The following is a 19,099-nucleotide window of genomic DNA, read 5'->3' as shown; positions in this document are numbered from 1 at the left end:
CCGCGCGCCGTCAGGCGAGCTCGGCGAGCACCTCGAGGGTCCGGGTCCACGCCTCGGAGTCGGGGTCGATGACGACGAAGTGGTCGCCGTCGACGACGACCTCCTCCGCGTCGGCCCCCGCCGCCCGCGCCGCCTCGACGTACGTCGTGGACTGCGCGGGCGGCACGATCGTGTCGCCGGAGCCGTGGACGCACCGCACCGGCACCGGGAGCGGCAGCTGGCGGCGCGGGTCCACCTCGTCGTACGACGGGCCGGGCGGCGCCCCGACGAAGGCCTGGACGGCACCGCCGCCGAGCCCCTCGTCGGCGCCGGCGGTGAGGTCGAGGACGCCGGCCTGGGAGACCACCGCGGTCACGGGGACGCGGACGTCCCCCCAGCGGCCGGTGGCCGCGCGGCCCGCGGCCCACGCGGCGAGGTGACCTCCCGCGGAGTGGCCGAGCGTGATCACCGTCGAGGTGTCGAGGTCGGTCACGTCGGCGAGCGCGTCGATGCCGGCCGCGACGTCGTCGAGGGTCGCGGGCACCCCGCCCCCGCCGCCGTCCCCGCTCCCGACGCGGCGGTACTCGAGGTTCCAGGCGGTCCAGCCCTCGGCGACCAGGCTCGCGACCAGGGGCCGGCCGAGCGACAGGTCGTACTCGGAGCGCCAGAACCCGCCGTGGATCACCACGACCACGCCACGCGAGGTCCCCTCCGGCCGGGTCAGCTCACCGAACTGCGACGGCCCCTCGCCGTACGCGATCTCCTGCACACCGTCCCCCTCGCGACGCGGCGCTCCCTGCTGCGGGCCGGACACGACGCCGCAGGCGGTCAGCAGGCGGACGCCCAGGGCGGCGGGCAGCAGCCCCAGGAACGCACGACGACCGGCCACCCGCCCATCGAAGCACCCCGACGAAGCGGGGAGGGCGGGTGACCGGTCGTCAGACGGTACGGGTCAGCGCACCGGCGCGGTCGGGGCGCTGGTGCGCACCAGCCGCTCGAAGCCCGGCTTGGTCGCGACCACGCGGACGGCGATCGCCTCGCCGCGCTGGAACGGCTTCAGCACGAGCGTCGCCCCCCGGGCGCCGGCGACGAGCCTGCCGCCCGCCAGCCACCGGTAGGACAGGCGCACCCCGTCGTCGTGACGGCCCGGCTGGGCGCGCAGCGTGCGGCCGACCACCGGCTGCCCGGCGACCTTCGGCCGGGGCTTGAGCGTCATCGCGCGCAGCTCGCGCACGCCGAGGTCGCTGGTGCAGGCCCGCCCGGAGACGCAGAAGCCGCCGAGCGAGGTCGGCGACGCGACCGCGGCGAGGCGGGAGCCGGCCGCGGCGTCGTCGACCGTGACGTCGAAGGAGACCTCCGAGCGGGCGCGGCGGGCGGTGCCCGGCACCGCCCAGGTCAGCACGTCACCGTCCAGGGTCAGACCCTCGGGCAGGCCGGCCGGGTCGAGCTCGGCGTCGTCGAGCACGTCGGACAGCTCGACGCTCGCGGTGCTGGAGGTCAGCCGCGACAGGCCGCGGTTGGCCGCGGTGAGGGTGTAGGTGACCGTCGAGCCGGGCTCGACCGGCCGGGAGGCGGCCTGCTCGGACAGCGAGAGGTCGAAGCGCTGCGGCCAGGCCGGCTTGTCGGCGTCACGGACCCAGTCGGTGAAGAAGGCGTCGAGGTCCTCGCCCGAGACCTCCTCGGCGAGCGCGGTGAACTCCTCGATGCCGGCGCTCCCGCCGCCGTACGTGTCCTGCCAGGCGCGGACGAACGTGAAGAAGTCGTCGTCACCGATCGACAGGCGCAGGGCCTCCCACATCTGCGAGCCGCGGGTGTAGCTCTGGTAGCCGTAGAGGTCCGCCGAGTCGGTCATGCCGGCCGGCGGGACCGTCCAGTTGGCGCTGTCGGCCGGGGAGCTGTTCCAGCTGACGTAGTTGGCACCCTCGGTCGTGGTGCCGCTGGTCGGCGGGTCGACCTCGTTGTTGAACCAGGTCGGCACCCAGGTCGCCATGCCCTCGTTGATCCACAGGTCGTTCCACTCGCGCGGCGCGACGTGGTTGCCGTACCACTGGTGCGCGGCCTCGTGGACGAAGGTGTTGGCGTTGACGCTGCCCGGGAAGAACGAGCGGTCCTGGGTCTCCAGGGCGTAGCTGATCCCGCCCGGCACGCGGTCGACCACCACACCGGTGCTGTTGCCCGGGTACGGGCCGTAGATGCCCGCGAGACCGTCGAGGACGCCGGTCCACCGGTTGCGCTGGACGTTGATGGACGCCTTGGCGGTCGTGGAGATCGCCGAGTCGACGAAGCTCCACTCGCGGATGGTGCGCCCGTCGGCGAGCGGCACGTCGGCCTCGATCACGTCGTACTTGCCGATCGAGATCATGGCGAGCTCGGAGGCCATCGGCTCCTCCTGGACCCACCGCCACGTGGTGCGGCCGGTGCCGCTCGGCTCGCGGGCGACGAGCTCGCCGTTGCTGGCGGCGGCCGCGGCGCCGGTGCCGGCGCCGTTGGTGATGGTGTCGGGGATGTCGACGTCGATCGTGTACGTCGCCTTGTCCGACGGGGTGTTGTTGTTGGGGTAGCCGGTCATCGAGCCGATCGGCTGGTTGAGGAACGTCGCGCCGTCGTCGGTGACGTTCCAGCCCTCGAAGGAGCCGTCCGCGTCCACGTGACGCGTCGGGACGCCCGCGTAGGTGATCGCGACGCTGAACCCGCCCTCGACCGGCGCGGTCGGCGTGACCACGATCTTGTGCTTGATCGCCTCCGCGTCCTGCACCAGCGTGTGGGCCGCGGGCACGCCGTCGACCAGCACCTCCGAGACCGTCATGCTCCCGGGCTCGAAGTCGAGCGAGAAGGACCGCAGCGGGGACCCGGTGGTCTCAGCGGTCATCTCGGCCGTGGCCTGCAGCGTGCTGGCGGCCAGGGTCGCGCCCGGCGTCCAGGCCAGGTCCAGGTCGTAGTGCTGGGCGTCGTAGCCCCCGTTGCCCACGTTCGGGAACAGGCGGTCGCCGGAGGTCTGGGGACCGTCCACCGGGTCGGCGGCGGCCGCGCCCGTGGCGGGGACGACGGCGGCGGCGAGGCCAGCCGTCAGGAGGAGCACCGTGGCGGGCACGGTGCGGCGGATCAGGGGCATGGGGACCTTTCGGGCGGGACCGGGACAGGTAGGCGAAACGTATGCCGGTCCGGCCCCTGAAAGATCACATGTCTGTTACAGCGGAACCACTTGCGGAAATCTTGCGGTCAGCCTCCCGTGCCGGCGGTCCGCGGCCAGACCGGCTTGTCGGGGTCGCGCAGCCAGTCGTCGAAGAAGAGGTCGAGGTCCTGGCCGGAGACCTCCGCCGCCAGCGCCTCGAGCTCGCCCGTGCCGGCGCTGCGCCCGCCGTACCGCTCCTGCCAGGTCCGCAGGAGGTCGCGGAAGGCACGGGGCCCGATGGTCAGGCGCAGCGCCTCCCACGCCTGGGCGCCGCGCTCGTAGGCCTGGTCGCCGAACAGGTCGGCGGAGTCGCGCACGCGCGTCGGAGGGATCCTCCAGCTCGGGTCGTCGGCCGGGGTACGGGCCCACCGACGGTGGTAGACGGTCCCGGTCGTCGGCCCGGCGGGGCGCCCGACGCGGTGGGCGAACCAGGTCGGCGCCCAGGTGGCCATGCCCTCGTTGATCCACAGGTCGTTCCAGTCCACGGGCGACACGTGGTCGCCGAACCACTGGTGGGCGGCCTCGTGGACGAAGGTCTCGGGGTCGACGTCGCCGGGGAAGAAGGACCGGTCCTGGGTCTCGAGCGCGTAGTCCACGGCCGCCGGCACCCGGTCGACCACGACGCCGGTGCTGACCCCCGGGTAGGGACCGAACAGGCGGCCGAGCCCGTCGAGGACCCGGGCCCAGCGATCCCGCTGACGCTCGACGCGGGCTCGTGCCGCCGCGCCGACCTCGGCGTCGACGAAGCTCCACTCGGGCACGCGCCGACCGCCGGCCAGGCGCACCCGGTCGCGGATCACGTCGTACTTGCCGATCGAGATCATGCTCAGCTCGCTGGCCATCGGGTGGGGCTGACGCCAGCGCCAGGTGGTGCGGGTGCCGGCCGCGTTGCTCACCCGCCCGACCAGGAGGCCGTTGCTCGCGACCGCGAGCGGGCCACGGCCGGCGGCGTTGGTCAGGGTGCGGGGCACGTCGACGTCGATCGCGTAGGTCGCCTTGTCGGCGGGGGTGTTGTTGTGGGGGTAGGCGGTCATGGCCCCGATCGGCTGGTTCACGAAGACCGCCCCGTCGTCGGTGGCGTTCCAGCCCTCGGCCGAGCCGTCGCGGTCGACGTGCCGGGTGGGGACGCCGGCGTACCGCACGACGGTGGTGAAGGTGCCCTCGACCGGGGTCGCCGGCGTCACGACGAGCTTGTGCTCGATCCTCGCCCGCCGGTCGATCGAGCGGTACGACGCGCGCTCGCCGTCCACCGTCACCGAGGACACCCGCATCCCACCCCGCTCGAAGTCGAGCGAGAACGACGCGAGCGGTGGTCCCGTGGTCACCGCCCGCATGCGGGTCGTCGCCTGCAGGCGGCTCCGCGCCAGGCGGGGCGCCGGCGTCCACCGCAGGTCCAGGTCGTAGTGGCGGGCGTCGTACCCGCCGTTGCCGACGTGGGGGAACAGGCTGTCGCCCGCGGTGCGCGCGCCGGCGACGGGGGCCTCCCCGGGGGCCGCGAGGACGACGGGCCCGGCGGGCAGGGCGGTCGAGGCGCGCGGGCTGGCCGAGGCGGGCAGGGCGGCCGGGACCGCGAGGACCCCGGACGCGAGCAGGGCGACGAGCGCGGGCACGGTACGGCCGGCCAGGGAGCGGGCGCACGACATGGGGGCGACCTCCATCACTCGGGGAGGGTCCGGGGCGGGTGCCGGGGGCCTCGGCGAGCCTACGCCCGCGACGATCCGGCCCGCGTCAGTCCCAGCCCTGGCCGCGGCGACCGCGCTTGGTCTCCGACCGGCGCGACTTCGCCGACAGGCGCCGCTCGACCGAGCCGCGGGTCGGGCGGGTGCGCCGACGCGGCTTGGGCGGTGGGGCCGCCGCGTCGCGCAGCAGGGACGCGAGCCGCTCGCGCGCGGCCCGGCGGTTGGCGAGCTGGGTGCGGTGCTCGCTCGCCGCGACCGTCACGACGCCCGACACGAGGCGGTCGTCGAGGCGGGCGAGCATCCGTCCCCGCAGGTCGTCGGGCACCGCGGGCGAGCGCGCGAGGTCGAAGGACAGCTCGACACGGGTGTCGGCGGTGTTGACGCCCTGGCCACCGGGGCCCGAGGAGCGGGAGAACCGCTCGGAGAGCTCGGCGTCGGGCACGAGCAGCCGGGCCGAGACGCGCAGGTCGTCCACGGCGGACGACCTCAGCGGCCGTCGGGCTCCACGGCACCCGACGGTGACGGGGCGGGGCGGCGACCACCGGTGTCGCCCTCGCGGGTGCCCGGGACCGGCTCGGCCGAGGGGGTGTCCCCCGCGCCCGGCCGGGCGTCCTGCGAGGCGGACGGCTCCTCCGTCGGCTCCGGCGAGCGGGTGATCACCGGGGGCGGGGGCGCCTTGAGCTGGAACTGCACGCTCGCCGGCTCACCCGACAGAGCGGCGGACTCGACGTTGTAGAAGCCGGGCAGGGCGAAGGCGGTGGTCTCGCTGCACTCGTCGTCGGCACGACGGCCGGACCACTCGACGATCACGCGCGTCGGCTGGGTGCTGCGCACGACGGCCTCGCGCTCGGGGACCGCCGTCGGGCACTGCCGCGTGCTCCAGATCGCGTCGTCGCCGGAGGTGATGGTCAGGGCCAGCGAGTCGGCGGAGACGTCCCAGTAGCAGGCCGGGGTGGCCCGGGTGGTGACGTCGAGGCCGATCAGGACCGTGTTGCCCTCGGTGGGGCGGAAGACCTCGGGCTCGACGACGACGTCGGAGTCGACGCACTCGCCCTCGGGCTCGGCCGGGGGCTCGACGGTCGGGCCCGCGCTCGGTGCCGACCGGGCGCGGCGCGCGCGCTCGCGGGGCGCCTCGCTCGCGTCGGCGGTCGGCGACGCCTGGGGCGTCTGGGCGGCGTCGGAGCCGACCTGCACCGCGGTCACCGCACCGTCGTCGCCGTCACCGCCGCCGCCGAGCAGCCGGGCCAGGCCGACGACGAGGAGCACGGCGAGACCGACCACGAGGAGTCGACGGAACCAGTAGACCCGCGCCGGGAGCGGCCCGCGCGGCGTGGCAAGCGAGCTCATGGGCGTCACCGTAGCCAGCGGCGGCGCCCACCACGGGGAGCCACACCGCAGCCGACGTACGCTGCGGTGCGATGGACGGCCCGGACCCTGCTCGCGACCTCCCGGCCGGGCCGGCGGCGGACCTGTGGGAGCCCGTGCTGCGCTGGTACGACGGCCACGCCCGCGACCTGCCGTGGCGCGAGCCGGGCGCCTCGGCCTGGTCGGTGATGGTCTCGGAGTACATGCTCCAGCAGACCCCGGTCGCCCGCGTGCTGCCGGTGCACGCCGCCTGGCTCGAGCGGTGGCCGCGGCCCGCGGACCTGGCCGCCGAGCCGACCGGGGAGGCCGTGCGGGCGTGGGGGCGTCTCGGCTACCCCCGGCGGGCGCTGCGGCTGCACGCCGCGGCCGTCGCCGTGACCGAGCGGCACGGCGGCGAGGTGCCGGCGTCCTACGACGACCTGCTGGCACTGCCCGGGGTCGGCGACTACACCGCGGCGGCGATCGCGACCTTCGCGTACGGCCGTCGGCACGTCGTGCTCGACACCAACGTGCGCCGCGTCCACGCCCGCGTGCTGGCCGGCCAGGCGGTCCCGGCCGCGTCGGTGACCCGGGCCGAGCGGGACCGCGCGGCGGCCCTGCTGCCGCCCGACGCCCCGACCGCGGCGACGTGGTCGGTCGCCGTGATGGAGCTGGGGGCGCTCGTGTGCACCGCCCGCTCCCCCGACTGCGACGCCTGTCCGGTCGCCGGGACCTGCGCGTGGCGCGCCGCCGGCCACCCGGCGTACGACGGACCGGTGCGGCGGGCCCAGGCCTGGGACGGCACCGACCGCCAGTGCCGCGGCCGCCTGCTGGCGGTGCTCCGCGACGCCGACGCGCCCGTCCACCTCAGCCGCCTCGACGCCGCCTGGCCCGACCCCCTCCAGCGCGCCCGCTGCCTCGAGGGCCTCCTCACCGACGGCCTCGCCGTCCGCACCTCCGACACGACCGTCGCCCTGCCCTGAGCCCGAGTCGGCCCGGGTGCGCACCCTCAGCGCGCCGAGTCGGCCCGGGTGCGCACCCTCAACGCGCCGAGTCGGCCCGGATGCGCACCTCCGCCGCCCACCACCGCCGACCCGACGCACCAGGCCCGCCCCGGCGGGTGCCGGGACGGGCCTCGTGGGTGGAGCGGTACGGCGACGTCAGTCGTCGTCGGTGGAGCGCTTCACGTCGATCGGCGGGTCGGTGTCCTCGCCGGGGTCGCCGGTGGGCTCGCCCAGCTCGACGCCGGCGGTCTCCAGCGGCGGGAGGTCGGGCAGCGCGCCGACCTTCTGACCCTTGAAGGTGAAGGTCGCGCTCGGGCCCTCGCCCTCCACGTCGACCAGCACGATCTGACCCGGTCCCACCTCGCCGAACAGCATCTTCTCGGCGAGGGTGTCCTCGATCTCGCGCTGGATCGTGCGGCGCAGCGGCCGCGCGCCCAGCACCGGGTCGAAGCCGCGCTTCGCCAGCAGGTCCTTGGCCGGCTGGGTCAGCTCGAGGGACATGTCCCGGTCCTTCAGGCGCGTCTCGACCGCGGCGATCATGTTGTCGACCATCGCGACGATCTGCTCCTGGCTGAGCGGCGGGAAGACGATGACCTCGTCGACACGGTTCAGGAACTCGGGGCGGAAGTGGACCTTCAGCTCCTCCGACACCTTGTTCTTCATCCGGTCGTAGGAACCGGCCGCGTCACCGCTCTGGGCGAAACCGAGGTTCTGGCCCTTCGCGATGTCCCGGGTGCCGAGGTTCGTCGTCATGATGATGACGCAGTTCTTGAAGTCGACGACACGACCCTGGCTGTCGGTCAGTCGCCCCTCCTCGAGGATCTGCAGGAGGCTGTTGAAGATGTCCGGGTGGGCCTTCTCGACCTCGTCGAACAGCACGACGGAGAAAGGCTTCCGACGCACCTTCTCGGTGAGCTGGCCACCCTCCTCGTAACCCACGTATCCGGGCGGGGAACCGAACAGCCGCGACACGGTGTGCTTCTCGCCGTACTCGCTCATGTCGAGCTGGATCAGCGCCTCCTCGTCACCGAAGAGGAACTCCGCCAGCGTCTTGGACAGCCACGTCTTCCCGACGCCCGAGGGGCCCGCGAAGATGAACGACCCGCCGGGACGCTTGGGGTCCTTCAGGCCGGCCCGCGTACGGCGGATCGCGCGGGAGAGGGCCCGGACGGCCTCCTCCTGACCGATCACGCGCTTGTGGAGCTCGTCCTCCATCTTGAGCAGACGGCTGGACTCCTCCTCGGACAGCTTGACGATCGGGATGCCGGTCGCCAGGGCGAGGACCTCGCTGATGAGCTCCTCGTCGACCTCCGCGACGACGTCCATGTCGCCCGCGCGCCACTGCTTCTCACGCTCGGACTTGGCCAGGATGAGCTGCTTCTCCTCGTCGCGCAGGCGCGCGGCGGCCTCGAAGTCCTGACCGTCGATCGCGGTCTCCTTGCGCTCGCGGACCTCGGCGATCTTGTCGTCGAACTCGCGCAGGTCGGCCGGGGCCGTCATGCGTCGGATTCGCAGGCGCGAGCCCGCCTCGTCGATCAGGTCGATCGCCTTGTCGGGCAGGAAGCGGTCGGAGATGTAACGGTCGGCCAGCGTCGCGGCCGAGACGAGGGCGCCGTCGGTGATGGTCACCCGGTGGTGCGCCTCGTAGCGGTCGCGCAGGCCCTTCAGCATCTCGATGGTGTGCGAGATGGCGGGCTCCGCGACCTGGATCGGCTGGAAGCGGCGCTCGAGCGCGGCGTCCTTCTCGAGGTACTTGCGGTACTCGTCGAGGGTCGTCGCCCCGATGGTCTGCAGCTCGCCGCGGGCCAGCATCGGCTTGAGGATGCTGGCCGCGTCGATCGCGCCCTCGGCCGCGCCGGCGCCGACGAGCGTGTGGATCTCGTCGATGAACAGCACGATGTCGCCGCGGGTGCGGATCTCCTTGAGCACCTTCTTGAGGCGCTCCTCGAAGTCACCGCGGTAGCGCGAGCCGGCGACCAGGGCGCCGAGGTCGAGCGTGTAGATGTGCTTGTCCTTCAGCGTCTCCGGCACGGCGCCGCGGACGATGTCCTGCGCCAGGCCCTCGACGATGGTCGTCTTGCCCACGCCGGGCTCGCCGATCAGCACGGGGTTGTTCTTCGTGCGTCGCGAGAGGATCTGCATGACCCGCTCGATCTCCTGCTCGCGCCCGATCACCGGGTCGAGCTTGCCCTCGCGGGCGGCCTGGGTCAGGTTGCGGCCGAACTGATCGAGCACCAGCGAGGAGGACGGCGCGTCGCCCCCGCTGCTCTGCGAGCCGGTCGCGGCGCCCGCGCTCTCCTTGCCCTGGAAGCCGGACAGCAGCTGGATGACCTGCTGGCGGACCCGGTTGAGGTCGGCGCCGAGCTTCTGCAGCACCTGGGCGGCGACACCCTCGCCCTCGCGGATCAGGCCGAGCAGGATGTGCTCGGTCCCGATGTAGGAGTGGCCGAGCTGCAGCGCCTCGCGCAGGGACAGCTCGAGCACCTTCTTGGCGCGCGGCGTGAAGGGGATGTGGCCGCTGGGCGCCTGCTGGCCCTGGCCGATGATCTCCTCGACCTGGGCGCGGACGGCCTCCAACGAGATGTCGAGGCTCTCGAGCGCCTTCGCCGCGACTCCCTCGCCCTCGTGGATGAGACCGAGCAGGATGTGCTCGGTCCCGATGTAGTTGTGGGAGAGCATGCGGGCCTCTTCCTGGGCCAGCACGACCACCCGGCGGGCTCGGTCAGTGAACCGCTCGAACATGTGCGCTCCTCCACCTGGAGAGTTCCTCGAAGATTGCAACGGGTGCAACCTGGATCGCCAGCCTACGTGTTCCACCCGGCGTACCGGAGGGGGTGCGCTGACAGCGAACAGGCCCCGCCCCGGGAGGGGGCGGGGCCTGGGCGGCCGGCGGGCCGGCGGTGCTCAGTGGGCGGCCTCGTAGGCCTCGCGGACCTCGGTGGAAACCCGACCGCGGTCGGGGACCTCCCAGCCGTTCTCGCGGGCCCACTCGCGCACGTCCTTCGCGCTCGGGCCGTCGGAGGACGACGCGGCGGCGCGACGCGGGGCGGAGCCACCGCGACGCGGGCGGCCACCCGCCTTGCGGGCGTGGCCGATGTAGGTGGCGAGCGCCTCGCGCAGCTGCGCGGCGTGCTCGTCGTTCAGGTCGATCTCGTACGACGTGCCGTCGAGGCCGAAGGCGACGGTCTCGCTCGCCTCGCTCTCGTCGATGTCGTCCACGAGGAGGATGTTCACTTTCTGCGCCACGGGAATGTGCCTTTCTCAAGAATTGCCGACGGGACCCCCATGTCGGAATGGACTATCGCAGGTCCTGCGCTTTTCCGCACATCGACGTGACGACAATTCCCTGAATCATCTGGTGAGGCAGGTACACGATCTTCGGTCTCCCCGCGGAAAAGGCCCCGTCGACATCCCCGGGAATCACTCCCGAAAGGCGTCAGGGGCGGCGGTGGGAGTTCCGCGCGTGCACGAGCTCGAGGCCGCGCAGCGTCAGCCACGGGTCGTGGTCGGTGACGCTCGCGCACTCGGGCGCGACCAGGTGGGCGAGGTGGCCGGTGGCGACGACGCGGGTGTCCGCGGCGGCGAGGCCCTCCTCGGCGAGCACCCGGGCCACGAGCCCGTCGACCATGGCCGCCGCGCCGTAGACGGCACCCGACTGGAGCGCCTCGACGGTGTTGCGGGCGACGACGGCGGGCGGGCGCACCAGCTCGACCTCGCGCAGCTGGGCGGCGCGTCGACGCAGGCCCTCGAGCGAGGTCTCCGCGCCGGGGGCGATGACGCCGCCGACGTAGACGCCCGCCGCCGTCACCACCTCGAGGCACGTGGCGGTGCCGAGGTGGACCACGACGACCGGGGCGCCGTAGCGCCGGAGCGCGGCCAGGGCGTCGACCACGCGGTCGGTCCCGACCTCGCGGGGGTTCTCGGTGCGGACCGGGATGCCGGTGCGGACCCCCGGCTCGACGACGACGCACGGCACCTCCGCGAGCCGGGTGTCGAGCATGGCGCGCCACTGCTGCAGCACCGCGGGCACGGCGGAGGCGACCGCGACGCCGCGCAGCCGCTCGAGCCGGCCCCCGAGCAGCCCGGTCAGCAGCACCCACCACTCGTCGGCGGTGCGCTGCTCGCGGGTCGTCAGCTGCCAGTGCGCGAGGACCTCGCCGTCCTCGAGGAGGCCGACCTCGGTGCGGTCGTTGCCCACGGCGACGCAGAGCAGGCCGTCCGGGTCGTCGACCCGGACACCGCCCAGCCCACCGCCCGACCCGGGGCCCTGCCCGCCGCTCACGGGACCCGCAGGTCCATGGCGATGTCGAGCACGCTCGCCGAGTGGGTGAGCGCGCCGACGGCGAGGGTGTCGACGCCCGTCTCGGCGACCGCCCGGGCGGCATCGAGGTCCAGGCCGCCGGAGGCCTCGAGCCGGGCGGGTGCCCGCCCGGCGGCCGCCGCGACCTCGCGGTTGAGCCGCACCGCCTCGGCGGTGGTGGCCACGTCCATGTTGTCGAGGAGCACGTCGGTGCAGGCCGTGCCGGCGACGAGGTCGCGCAGCTGGTCGAGCGTCGTGACCTCGACCTGGACCGGCAGGTCCGGGTGACGGCCCGCGACGAGCTCGTACGCCGCGACGACGCCGCCGGCCGCCAGCACGTGGTTGTCCTTGACCAGGGCCTCGTCGGACAGGTCGCGGCGGTGGTTGACGCCGCCGCCCGCGCGGACGGCGTACTTGGCCAGGGAGCGCAGGTGGGGCACGGTCTTGCGGGTGTCGCGGACCCGGGCCCCGGTGCCGTCCAGCACCGCGACCCAGCGGGCGGTCGCGGTGGCGACGCCCGAGAGGTGGCCGAGGAAGTTCAGGGCGGTGCGCTCCGCGGTGAGCAGCAGCGCGGTCGGCCCCGTCACGGTCATCACGACGTCGCCGCGCGCCAGCACCGCGCCGTCGGCGGCGACCCGCTCGACCGCGGCGTCGGCGCCCAGGACGTGGCGGAACACCAGCTCCGCGACCGCTCCCCCGGCCAGCGTGCCCGCGGCGCGCGCGAGCAGGTCGGCGGTCTCGACCTGGGTGGCGGGGATCGTCGACCAGCTGGTGACGTCCTCGCCGGGGAGGTCCTCGGCGACGGCGGCGACCACCGACGCCCACGTCTCGCGGGGGTCGAGGCCCGCCGCCGTGAGCTCGTCGACCAGACGGCCCGGCAGCGCGTCGTACGACGGGGCGGCGATGCCGGTCACCCAGGGTCCGTCGGGACCGTCGGGAGCGCTGGTGCCGGGCACAGGGCCGGGCGTGTGGCCGGGCGTGGCGGCGGGCGAGGTCACGAGGCGGCTCCGGCGAGGGTGTCGGAGGGGCGGGTGCGGACGAGGTCGACCACGAGGCGGGAGCCGCCCGGGTCGGGCTGAGGGTCCAGCTGGGGATCGAGCTGGAGATCGCGCTGGAGATCGAGGTGGCCGGACCAGCGGGCGTCGTCGCGGTCGGGGTGGTCCTCGCGCCAGTGGGAGCCGCGGGTCTCCTCGCGGCGCAGGGCCGCGGCGACGAGACCGGTGGCGACGGTGAGCAGGTTGGTGGTCTCCCACGCGGCCACGCCGGGCTCGGCGGCGGCCCGGTCGGGGCGGGTGGCCCGACCGGCGAGGTCCGCGAGGTCGGCGGCGGCGCCGGCCAGGCCGGTCGCCGAGCGGAGCACGCCGGCACGCGCGGTCATGGTGCGCTGGAGCTCGTCGCGGTGCTCACCGCCGACGAGGCCCTCGGGTCGGCGGTCGGCGACCGGGGTGCGCCACCCGCCGAGCTCGGCGGGCAGGACCTCGGCGATCCGGCGGGAGAAGACCAGGCCCTCGAGCAGCGAGTTCGACGCGAGCCGGTTGGCGCCGTGGACGCCGGTGCACGCGACCTCGCCGGTGGCGTAGAGCCCGAGCACGTCGGTGCGCCCGGCCAGGTCGACCGCGACCCCGCCGGAGGCGTAGTGGCAGGCCGGCGCGACCGGGAGCAGGTCGACGACCGGGTCGATGCCGTGCTCGCGGGCGACGCGCAGGATGGTCGGGAAGCGGCGCTGCCACCGCTCGGCGCCCAGGTGGCGCCCGTCGAGCCAGACGTGGTCGTGGCCACCGGCGCGCATCCGGCGGGTGATGGCCTTGGCGACCACGTCGCGGGGCGCGAGGTCGGCCTGGGGGTGGACGCCCTCCATGACGCGGCTGCCGTCGTGGTCGAGCAGCACCGCGCCCTCGCCGCGCACCGCCTCGGAGACGAGCGGCTGCTGGCCGCTGGCGTCGGCGCCGAGGTGGAGCATCGTGGGGTGGAACTGGACGAACTCGAGGTCGCGGAGCCGGGCGCCGGCCCGCAGCGCGAGCGCGACCCCGTCGCCGGTGGCGACGCCGGGGTTGGTGGTCTGGGCGAAGACCTGGCCGAGCCCGCCGCTGGCGAGCACGACGGCGCGACAGCGCACGGCACCGACGCCGTCCCGCTGGCCCTCGCCCATCACGTGGAGCGTGACGCCGGCGACGGCGCCCTCGCCGGGCGGGCCGTCGAGCATCAGGTCGAGCGCCAGGGCGTGCTCGACGACCTCGATCTCCGGCGCGGCGCGCACGGCGGCGATCAGGGCGCGGGAGATCTCGGCGCCCGTCGCGTCGCCGCCCGCGTGGGCGATCCGGTCGCGGTGGTGGCCGCCCTCGCGGGTCAGCGCGAGCTCGCCGTCGTCGCCCTGGTCGAAGACGGTGCCGAGCGCGATGAGCTCGCGGACCGCCTCCGGACCCTCCTCGACCAGCGCCCGCACGGCCTCCGGGTCGCAGCCGCCGGCGCCGGCCACGAGGGTGTCGGCCTCGTGCTGGGCGGGGGTGTCGCCGGGGCCCAGCGCGGCCGCGATCCCGCCCTGCGCCCAGCGGGTCGATCCGGCGTCGAGGACGTCCTTGGTGACGACCAGCACCCGGGGCCCGCGGGCGCCGGCGGGCTGCGGGCCGAGCCGCTCGTCGAGGGTGGAGCGCAGCCGCAGGGCGGCGGTCAGGCCGGCGATCCCGGAGCCGACGACCACGACGTCGGCCCACGTCGTCCACCCGGGCGGCTGCGCGCGCAGACGGGCCGGCAGCAGCGGCGCCCCGGGGCGCTCGGAGGTCATCGCGGCAGGCTACCGGCGGGTCCCGGGGGCGCCGGGGGCGCCGGGGGCGACCAGGTCGCCGCGCACCAGGGGGGAGCCCTCGCCGGTGCCCGGCAGCACCTCGGCCGGGTCGGAGCCGGTGCCGACGATGCGGTTGTCGGCGTCGACGAACACCACGCGCGGCGTCAGCTCCCGGGCCTCGGCGGTCGTCATCTGGCCGTAGGCGATGAGGATGACGACGTCGCCGGGCTGCACGAGCCGCGCCGCGGCGCCGTTGATGCCGATCACCCCGGACCCGCGCTCGCCCGCGATCGTGTAGGTCTCGAGCCGGGCGCCGTTGGTGACGTCGACGATGTGGACCTGCTCGCCGGCGAGCAGGTCGGCGGCGTCGAGGAGGTCCTCGTCGACGGTCACCGACCCGACGTAGTGCAGGTCCGCCTGGGTCACGGTGGCCCGGTGGATCTTGCTGGTCATCATCGTGCGGAGCATCAGCGGTCTCCAGCCTCTCCGGTGTCGCCCGGGGTGGGGGTAGGGGTGTGGTCAGGGCTCTGGTCAGGGCTCTGGTCAGGGCTCTGGTGGGGGCTCTGGTGGGGGCTCTGGTCGGGGGTGGCGGGTGCGGCCGGGGTCCCGGCCGCGGGTGCCGGCCCGAGGGTGACGGGCAGGTTGTCGATGAGGCGCGTGCCGCCGACGCGGGCGGCGACGAGCAGGCGCGCCTCGCCCGCGGCGGGCGCGGGCCCGAGGTGGGCGTCGGTGAGCACGAGGTAGTCGGTCGCGACCCCGTCGTACGACGCGAGCGCGGAGCGGGCGGCGGCGAGCACGGCGTCCGCTCCCGCGGGTCCCGCCTCGACGCCGGCGCGCAGCGCGGCCGACAGGCCGAGGGCGGTCCGGCGCGCGGCGGGGTCGAGGTAGCGGTTGCGGGAGCTCAGCGCGAGTCCGTCGTCCTCGCGGCGCGTGGGCACCCCGACGACCTCGACGCCGAGGGCGAGGTCGAGCACGGCGCGGCGCACCAGGGTCAGCTGCTGGAAGTCCTTCTCCCCGAACACGGCGACGTCGGGACGCACGAGCCCGAGCAGCTTGGTCACGACGGTGAGCACGCCGGAGAAGTGCCCGGGCCGCACCGCCCCCTCGAGGACCTCGCCGAGCGGGCCGGGGTGGACGGTGACCTGCGGGCGTCCGCCGGGGTAGACCTCGTCGACCGACGGCGCGAGCACGAGGTCGGCGCCGGCGTGGCCGGCGACGACGAGGTCGTCGTCGAGGGTGCGGGGGTAGCGGTCGAGGTCCTCGCCCTCGCCGAACTGCAGCGGGTTGACGAAGACCGTCACGACCACGCGCCCCGCCTCGCCGGCGAGCTCGCGCGCGCGGCGGACCAGGTCCGCGTGGCCCTCGTGCAGCGCGCCCATGGTGGGCACGAGGACCAGCGGGCCCCGCGCCGCGGGCGCGGTCGCGAGGTGGGTGCGCAGCTGCCGGGCGGTGGTGACGAGGAGCGGTCCGCTCGCGCGGGTCGTGGTGGCGACGCTCACCGGCGGGCCTCCTGGCGCTCGTGGGCGCCCAGCGCCCGGCGCACGCCCGCGGCGCGCACGGCGTCGAGCCGGCCGTCGGCGACGACCCGGTCGAGGGTGGCCCCGGCCAGGGCGTCGTACGCCGTGAGCACCTGCGGGGCGTGGCGGGCGAGCTCCTGACGGTGGCCGGCGACGGTGCCGGCGTCACCGCGGACGACGGGTCCGGTCAGCGCCGCGTCCCCGCGCCCGAGGGCTCCGTCGAGCGCCGCCTCGAGCAGGGGCCGGAGCACCGCGGCGGGGTCGCGGACCCCCGCCGCGACCAGGGCCTCGCGGGCCTGGGCGACGACGGTGACGAGGTGGTTGGCGCCGTGCGCGAGGGCCGCGTGGTAGAGCGTGCGGTGCTCCTCGGCGAGGTCCACGACCGTGCCGCCGAGGTCGGCGACGAGGTCGGCGGCCAGGCGCTGCTCGCCGGGTCCGGCGGTGACGCCGACCGCGCAGCCCGCGAGGCGGGTCAGGTCGGCGGCGGTGCCGGAGAAGGTCAGGGCCGGGTGCAGCGCGACGGCCCGGGTCCCGAGGGCGGTGGCGGCGGCGAGGGGCGCGAGGCCGTGGCGCCCCGAGGTGTGCACGACGTACTGGCCCTCGCGCAGGGAGCCCCCGGTGACCAGCACCTCGACGAGGCCCTCCAGCGCGTCGTCGGGCACGGCGAGGAGCAGGACGTCGCAGGCCTCGGCGACCGCCGCGGGCGGGCGGACGGCGACGCCCGGCAGCAGCGCGGCCGCGCGGGCACGCGAGACCGGGGAGTCCGCGGAGACCGCGACGACGTCGTGGCCCGCGTCGCGGAGCGCTGCGCCGAGGACCGCTCCGACGCGGCCGGCCCCGACCACGCCGACTCGGCGTGCCGGGCGGGGGTGGGGCGCGGGTGGGCGCGCAGGACCGACGACCTGCTCCATCAGGGTGAACCTCTCGCTGCAGTCCCTCCGACCACCCCCGGCGGCGCCGGGGGCCGGGGTGGGTACCGGACGATGCGTTCTGGCTGTGACGCGTGGTCAACGGTAGTCCGGGCCCCCCGGGTGCGGTAGCCGGGTGCGCAGTGACGTGCGCGACGTCCGTATCGTCGCGCCCGATGAGCACCAGCCTCGGCATGCCGGCCCTGCCGCCACCGACCGAGCCCACGTGGAAGCAGGCGTGGGACTCCTCGTCGTTCGGCGCCGACGGTTGGCTGCGGCGACGCCCCACCGTGCTCCGCCACGCACGCGAGGAGGTGGTGGCGCTCGTCGGCGAGGACGTGCCGGAGGTGGTGCTGCTCGGCGCCGCCGGGGCGCTGGCCCCGGAGCTGGCCGCCCGGCGGCCGGGGCTGTCGGTGCGCCACGACCTGCCCGAGGGGTTCGGCGGGCTGGTCCTCGCCGTGGACTGGCTGAGCCACGTGCCGGCCCACGTCGTGCAGGTCGGTGTTGACGGCTACCCCGTCTTCGTGCACGTCGACCCCCTCACGGGCCGCGAGCGCCTGGGGGCCCGCCTCAACGAGTCGTGGGTGCCGCAGAGCATCGGGCGCTGGCTCTCGGAGTGGTGGCCCGTCGCCGAGCAGGGTCCGGGCGCACGGGCGGAGGTCGGCACCGGGCGCGACGCGGCCTGGCGCGACGTCGTCCGGCGCCTCGACGGCGGCCGGGCCGTGGCCCTCGACCCGGGTCACCTCGCGGACTCCCGCCCCCGCGCCGGGTCGCTGCACTCCCCCGCGCCGCAGGCCGGCGGTCCGCTGGTCCCCGACGGCCAGCGCGACCTGGCCGCGGGCGTGGCCTGGGACGCCGTCGCGGAGGCCACCGGGGGCCGCGTCGTCGACGACGGCGACCTCACCCGGGTCGAGGTGGGCTGACCCCCGGGGCGGGGACCGCACCCGCGGCCCTCGGCCGCACGACTCCCCGCGTCCCTCGTCGTGGACGGGGCCTCGACGTCCCGGGCTCCGGGACGTGGGGCCCGGGACGTCGGTGAGGCGAGCGGCCAGGATAGCCGCTAGCGTCCGCGGCATGCGGGGTCCCGGACGACTGCGGCGGCGCGCGCCGGAGCCGCTGGTCTCCGTCGTGGTCCCGGCGTACGACGTCGCCGCGTGGCTGCCGGCCTGTCTCGACAGCCTGCTCGCGCAGACCCACCGGGCGCTCGAGGTGGTGGTGGTCGACGACGGCTCGCCGGACGACAGCGCCGCCGTCGCCGCGTCGTACGCCGAGCGGGACCGGCGGGTGCGGGTGGTGCGGCGGCCCAACGGCGGCCTCGGTGCCGCCCGCAACACCGGGACCGCCGCGACGACCGGGGAGCTGCTCATGTTCGTCGACTCCGACGACGTCGTGCCCCCGGACGCGGTGGCGACGCTGGTGTCCTCGCTGCGGGCCAGCGGGTCGGACTTCGCGGTCGGGTCGTGCGTGCGCTGGACCGGCGAGGGGCTCCAGGAGCCGCCGTGGATGCGGCGGCTGCACCACCCCCCGCGCCGGGGCGCCACCGCCGACGAGCACCCCGAGCTGATGGGCGACGTCTTCGCCTGGAACAAGCTGTTCCGCCGGTCCTGGTGGGACGCGGTGGGGCTGTCGTGGCCGGAGGGCGTCCGCTACGAGGACCAGCCGACGACGACCCGCGCCTACCTCGCGGGGCGGTTCGACGTGCTCGACGAGGTCGTCTACCACTGGCGGATCCGGGCCGAGGGCACCTCGATCACCCAGCAGCGCTCGACCCTCGCCGACCTCGCGGACCGTCGTACGACGAAGCGGGACGCGTGGGCCGCGGTCCGCGCCCACGGGGTGGGGGCGACGTCCGCGGTCTACCTCGACCGCGTGCTCGCCGGGGACCTCCACCGCTACTTCGTCGAGGTGCCGGGCTGCGACGACGCGTGGTGGGAGCTGCTGCGCGCGATGGTGCTCGAGCTCTGGTCGGAGCGGTCCCTGGTGCACAGCGGCCTGCCCCCGGTCCACCGGCTCACCGGGTGGCTGGTCGAGCAGGGCCGCCGCGACGACGCGGCGGCCGTGATGACCTGGTTCGCCGGGCTCGACGGGCCCGTGCCGCGCGCGACCCTGGGCCCCGGCGAGCCGGACCCCGCCGGCTCGGGCCTGCGGATCGACGTCCCGGTCCTGGACGGGCCCACCGTCGCCCCCGTCGACCCCCTGGCGCTGGCCGTCCGCCCCCACGAGGCCTGACCGGCGAGACGTCAGAAGTTCCCGGCCCCCAGCGGCCGAGTCGTCAGAAGTTCCCGGCCCCCAGCGGCCGAGTCGTCACCAGCTCCCGGCCCCCAGCGGCCGAGACGTCAGAAGTTCCCGACGAATCGCACGCGGCGGCGGGAACTGCCGCCGACTCGACGGGGGTACGGCGGGAACTGCCGCCG

Annotated in this window: 16 protein-coding genes; 3 read left to right on the top strand and 13 right to left on the bottom strand. The window is 75.5% G+C overall.

Annotated elements, in window-relative coordinates; genetic code table 11:
* Positions 1–10 precede the first annotated feature (10 nt).
* The 5 genes from ABD158_RS07795 to ABD158_RS07775 all read right to left on the bottom strand — a co-directional run bounded on the left by ABD158_RS07795 (position 11) and on the right by ABD158_RS07775 (position 6,177).
* Entirely contained in the window at positions 11–868 is an 858-nt protein-coding gene (locus ABD158_RS07795) for an alpha/beta hydrolase family protein (RefSeq protein WP_344005829.1), read from the bottom strand.
* Between the two features lie 63 nt (positions 869–931).
* On the bottom strand, positions 932–3,091 hold the full coding sequence (locus ABD158_RS07790) for a M1 family aminopeptidase (RefSeq protein ID WP_344005827.1): 2,160 nt from the start codon (positions 3,089–3,091) through the stop codon (positions 932–934).
* A gap of 107 nt (positions 3,092–3,198) precedes the next feature.
* On the bottom strand, positions 3,199–4,809 hold the full coding sequence (locus ABD158_RS07785; RefSeq protein WP_344005825.1) for a M1 family metallopeptidase: 1,611 nt from the start codon (positions 4,807–4,809) through the stop codon (positions 3,199–3,201).
* 70 nt (positions 4,810–4,879) lie between these two features.
* Positions 4,880–5,305: an alternative ribosome rescue aminoacyl-tRNA hydrolase ArfB gene (arfB, locus tag ABD158_RS07780; protein WP_344005823.1), complete on the bottom strand. Its 426-nt coding sequence runs from the start codon at positions 5,303–5,305 to the stop codon at positions 4,880–4,882.
* Positions 5,306–5,316: 11 nt separating this feature from the next.
* On the bottom strand, positions 5,317–6,177 hold the full coding sequence (locus tag ABD158_RS07775; protein ID WP_344005821.1) for a hypothetical protein: 861 nt from the start codon (positions 6,175–6,177) through the stop codon (positions 5,317–5,319).
* 71 nt (positions 6,178–6,248) lie between these two features.
* Between ABD158_RS07775 and ABD158_RS07770 the strand changes: the two genes are divergently transcribed.
* Positions 6,249–7,157 carry an HhH-GPD family protein gene (locus ABD158_RS07770; RefSeq protein WP_344005819.1) on the top strand — a complete coding sequence of 303 codons (909 nt, stop codon included), beginning with the start codon at positions 6,249–6,251 and terminating at the stop codon, positions 7,155–7,157.
* Positions 7,158–7,334: 177 nt separating this feature from the next.
* Here ABD158_RS07770 and ABD158_RS07765 read toward each other — a convergent pair whose 3' ends face one another.
* The 8 genes from ABD158_RS07765 to ABD158_RS07730 all read right to left on the bottom strand — a co-directional run bounded on the left by ABD158_RS07765 (position 7,335) and on the right by ABD158_RS07730 (position 16,688).
* The gene (locus tag ABD158_RS07765) at positions 7,335–9,920 is read right to left on the bottom strand and encodes an ATP-dependent Clp protease ATP-binding subunit (protein WP_344005817.1); all 2,586 of its coding nucleotides are present in this window, start codon (positions 9,918–9,920) and stop codon (positions 7,335–7,337) included.
* Positions 9,921–10,082: 162 nt separating this feature from the next.
* Positions 10,083–10,424 (bottom strand): histone-like nucleoid-structuring protein Lsr2, encoded by a 342-nt coding sequence (locus ABD158_RS07760; protein WP_344005815.1) that lies wholly within the window; start codon positions 10,422–10,424, stop codon positions 10,083–10,085.
* A gap of 190 nt (positions 10,425–10,614) precedes the next feature.
* Complete coding sequence (locus tag ABD158_RS07755) at positions 10,615–11,460, bottom strand: type III pantothenate kinase (protein ID WP_344005813.1); 846 nt, start codon at positions 11,458–11,460, stop codon at positions 10,615–10,617.
* A complete protein-coding gene (gene nadC / locus ABD158_RS07750) occupies positions 11,457–12,476 on the bottom strand; it encodes a carboxylating nicotinate-nucleotide diphosphorylase (protein ID WP_344005811.1) in 1,020 nt (339 codons plus the stop codon). Before nadC ends, ABD158_RS07755 begins: the two co-directional genes overlap by 4 nt.
* Positions 12,473–14,260, bottom strand: coding sequence for an L-aspartate oxidase (locus ABD158_RS07745; RefSeq protein WP_344005809.1), 1,788 nt, complete (start codon positions 14,258–14,260; stop codon positions 12,473–12,475). The genes nadC and ABD158_RS07745 overlap by 4 nt, the downstream gene beginning before the upstream one ends.
* Positions 14,261–14,269: 9 nt before the next feature.
* Positions 14,270–14,728 (bottom strand): aspartate 1-decarboxylase, encoded by a 459-nt coding sequence (gene panD, locus ABD158_RS07740; RefSeq protein ID WP_344005807.1) that lies wholly within the window; start codon positions 14,726–14,728, stop codon positions 14,270–14,272.
* Positions 14,728–15,759, bottom strand: a complete 1,032-nt coding sequence (gene panC, locus ABD158_RS07735) for a pantoate--beta-alanine ligase (protein WP_344005805.1) — start codon at positions 15,757–15,759, stop codon at positions 14,728–14,730. The genes panD and panC overlap by 1 nt, the downstream gene beginning before the upstream one ends.
* On the bottom strand, positions 15,756–16,688 hold the full coding sequence (locus tag ABD158_RS07730) for a Rossmann-like and DUF2520 domain-containing protein (RefSeq protein ID WP_344005803.1): 933 nt from the start codon (positions 16,686–16,688) through the stop codon (positions 15,756–15,758). The genes panC and ABD158_RS07730 overlap by 4 nt, the downstream gene beginning before the upstream one ends.
* Positions 16,689–16,861: 173 nt before the next feature.
* Here ABD158_RS07730 and ABD158_RS07725 point away from each other — a divergent pair, with 173 nt between their 5' ends.
* Complete coding sequence (locus tag ABD158_RS07725; protein WP_344005801.1) at positions 16,862–17,608, top strand: hypothetical protein; 747 nt, start codon at positions 16,862–16,864, stop codon at positions 17,606–17,608.
* Positions 17,609–17,759: 151 nt separating this feature from the next.
* Positions 17,760–18,914, top strand: a complete 1,155-nt coding sequence (locus tag ABD158_RS07720) for a glycosyltransferase family 2 protein (protein ID WP_344005799.1) — start codon at positions 17,760–17,762, stop codon at positions 18,912–18,914.
* Positions 18,915–19,099: the final 185 nt, after the last annotated feature.

The sequence above is a fragment of the Nocardioides lentus genome (assembly GCF_039529515.1).
Classification (GTDB): domain Bacteria; phylum Actinomycetota; class Actinomycetes; order Propionibacteriales; family Nocardioidaceae; genus Nocardioides; species Nocardioides lentus.
Note: the sequence above shows the minus strand (reverse complement) of the source record. Positions and strands in the feature narration are given on the sequence as shown.